We start from the raw sequence: 3,021 nt of genomic DNA, 5'->3' as shown, positions 1-3,021 counted from the left end.
CCCATAACTAATTTGGCGTGTCCCAGCTAAAGCATATTCCAAATCTTTAATAACGGCTAAATTCTGCTCATCATCAGCGGTCATATAATCAGCAGATTTTACCTCATACTTAGCGGTTTCTTCGGCACTGGCTTGTAAAGAATTAGAGCCTTGGCGCTTGTTAGGTTTCACGGCTTGCACATGCACCATGGGCTCGTAATCAACTTTCAGGGCTTTTTGCCATAATTTTGCCCATTCTGCTTGCTTAATATAATTCACATTATTGCCAACAAAATAACTTGATTTCACGAATAATAAGACATGCAAGTGTTGATTATATGACCCATCTTGTTCATTAACGGTAATTTCCGTTGAACGTAAATAACCCAATAAATTTTTAGTCACTTTTTTATAGCGAGTTAGCTTATTAAAGGCTTTAGTCAAAGCTCTTAAAGACACTTTTAACTCCTCTGCTGAATGAGCGTTTTTAACGGTTAAAGTTAAAAACAAAAACCGTCCTTTAGGCTCTCTTGCAACTGCTTCCGCAATAATTTGTTTTAATTGGCTCGAATTTTTCATACTCTTTCTCCAATTGCACAACGGACACAAACGCTTATGACAAAACCACGTTTGATAAAGCTTTAAATGATCACCAATCTTGCGAAAACGCAAAACTTCGCCACAACCCCGTATATCATGTGCCCGTTTAAATTCTAAGATTGCCAAATATTCGGCATAACGGACATTTTCAATCTTCCGTTCTCGCCAAGGTCTAACTTTGCCATTATCTGTAATATCTTCAAAAATTTCTGACATAAAAAGCTCCTCCCGCTTACCACGTGAAGGAGCTAACTATCATTTTTAATAAGGTTAAAGCCTTGACATTAAAGGGTTTTCTCCTTAAACTATAACTACAAATTATGAATGATAATTAACTCACGTGCTCGGACGACCAAATCAGAGATATCACGTGGGTTTTTTATTTTATATTAATTTTATAAACTCATAATATCACAAAACACTGTAATATCAAGGGATATAAGCCTAATCAAGCTTGATTTTAAAAAACTAGTTGTTGCTAATAGTATCAAGATAAGAAGAAAACGCCAAAAATTGGCGTTTTTAAACCCCAAAAAGCAGATCAGCAAAAACCGCTGAACTGCTTTTTTTAAACCGTGGCTTTCAGCCACACTGACCAGCTGAACCAGCTGGATCGTAACGCTTGCCGCCGCTGGGCTCGGGAAAACAAGGGCTTGTTTTCCAAGACGTCAGGCTTTTGGTATTGTCTAGTCTATCAACTCCTTAAAGCCTCCAAGAGGGGCTAATATCGCCTGTAAGGCTCAATAAGCCCCTCTAAGTCGATTTACCGTTGACAGACAGTTAGATAGCTAACTGTTAGCTAAAATCGCTTAGAACGCAAATGAGAGCCTTTAAAATTAACGTTCAAAAATAAAAAAGTTCGAAGGAGCTAGCGACTGAACTTATTTATTTTTGAATGTTCCAAACTGACGCAAGTCAGTTTTGTTTGAGCAAAGCGAAATCTAATACAGGTTTTGATGGGTTTAGCACAACACAACTTCATGTTGTGTGTAAGTGCGCCCTTGGACCCTTGGACAATGAAAAATAAAAAATCTTAATTAAATAGAGTTTAACTAAGATAGTCACGAAATTTATTATGTTTAAAAATCCGTATTATTTCAGATGTTTAGAATTAAGGTATTGAATATGGTGTGAATGAAAGCAAAGGATAATAATTATTTATTCATTGCTTGATTAGGTTTTTATTCGAAGGATAGGTACATACATAATTTAAGCACGCATTTATGCCGAGAAAATTTATTGATGTTGAGAAGAACCCTTAACTAAACTTGCAGACGAATGTCGGCATAGCGTGAGCTATTAAGCCGACCATTCGGCAAGTTTTGGGATCGTTAAGGGTTCGGAGGCTCAACGTCAATAAAGCAATTGGAATAAAGAAATTAAGTTATTGATTTTAAATTTTTTATATCAAAATGGTCTTTTTCTGTTAATTCATAACCGGAATGAAAAAGAAGTTGAGCTTCTTTGGAAATGCATGGTATTTTTCGACCTTTATAATTAGTTTCTGAAAACCATTCATTTTGAAAGATGTAATTGCCACCTTCTGGGTTTACTTGAGTAATGGAACCATCATCATTTAAATTTATAGGATGAATATCTAAATATCCATATTCTTTATGTTTAAGTTCCATACGTGAAGGCATCCAATCAACTTCTATTTTGTATCCTATATCTTCTAATTTTTTTATAACTTTTTGAGTGTGTTGAGCGTCAAAATCTATATCTATATCTCTGTGTTCTCTTTGTTGTTTTCCAGTTAATACATCTACGCCCCAGCCTCCATCTAACCAATGAATTACTTCCATTTTTTCAAATAAGTCTAAAATATAAAATAAATCCTTTTCTGTTACATTATCAATTTTCATTTTACCCCTCCTAATTTAGGAATTTGAAACGAGTTGAAAACGAGTTTCTTCTTGTCTTGATATTTGCGTTTTAAGAAACATATATAAATATAGAGTTTGCTCTAAATACCCCCTTAAAATGCAAAATAAGCATATTGGATTATAACACGCAATTTTCGGTTTTAGCACGACACCTTTTTAGGAGTATAAGTGCGCATTATCATGAAATGCGCACTTACACTCCAAATAAATTGGAGCAATGCTAAAACCTGTATCAGAAGTCAGCAAGCTGACAACAAAAAAGGGATATGCCAACGGATTTACCGTTGATCATATCCTGACATTCTCTTTACCAAATAAAATAATTTTGTTTATTAAAATCCCATTTTGCGACAACTTCTTCCGCAGCTTCCATTTGCTCTTTGGTGTAATCTTCATCGCCAACATGAACTAAATCACCATTCTCGACATCTTCTAATTGCAAATCTTGCTTAATCTGCTTAAAAAGACCCCCATAACTAATTTGGCGTGTCCCAGCTAAAGCATATTCCAAATCTTTAATAACGGCTAAATTCTGCTCATCATCAGCGGTCATATA

3 protein-coding genes are annotated in these 3,021 nt (G+C 35.1%); all 3 read right to left on the bottom strand.

All coding sequences use genetic code 11. The features are described from left to right. A partial coding sequence (locus LOSG293_RS09615; RefSeq protein WP_051907292.1) for a protein rep occupies positions 1–795 on the bottom strand: 795 nt, incomplete at its 3' end. 1,163 nt (positions 796–1,958) lie between these two features. Then, positions 1,959–2,444 (bottom strand): lincosamide nucleotidyltransferase Lnu(A), encoded by a 486-nt coding sequence (gene lnu(A), locus LOSG293_RS09605; RefSeq protein WP_034529812.1) that lies wholly within the window; start codon positions 2,442–2,444, stop codon positions 1,959–1,961. Between the two features lie 328 nt (positions 2,445–2,772). Next, positions 2,773–3,021: protein rep (locus LOSG293_RS09600; RefSeq protein ID WP_034529809.1), on the bottom strand; the 249-nt coding region annotated here is incomplete at its 5' end.

Origin of the sequence: Secundilactobacillus oryzae JCM 18671, from assembly GCF_000740055.1 — a bacterium.
In the GTDB taxonomy this organism is placed as follows: domain Bacteria; phylum Bacillota; class Bacilli; order Lactobacillales; family Lactobacillaceae; genus Secundilactobacillus; species Secundilactobacillus oryzae.
This window is presented reverse-complemented; position numbering and strand designations above follow the sequence as displayed.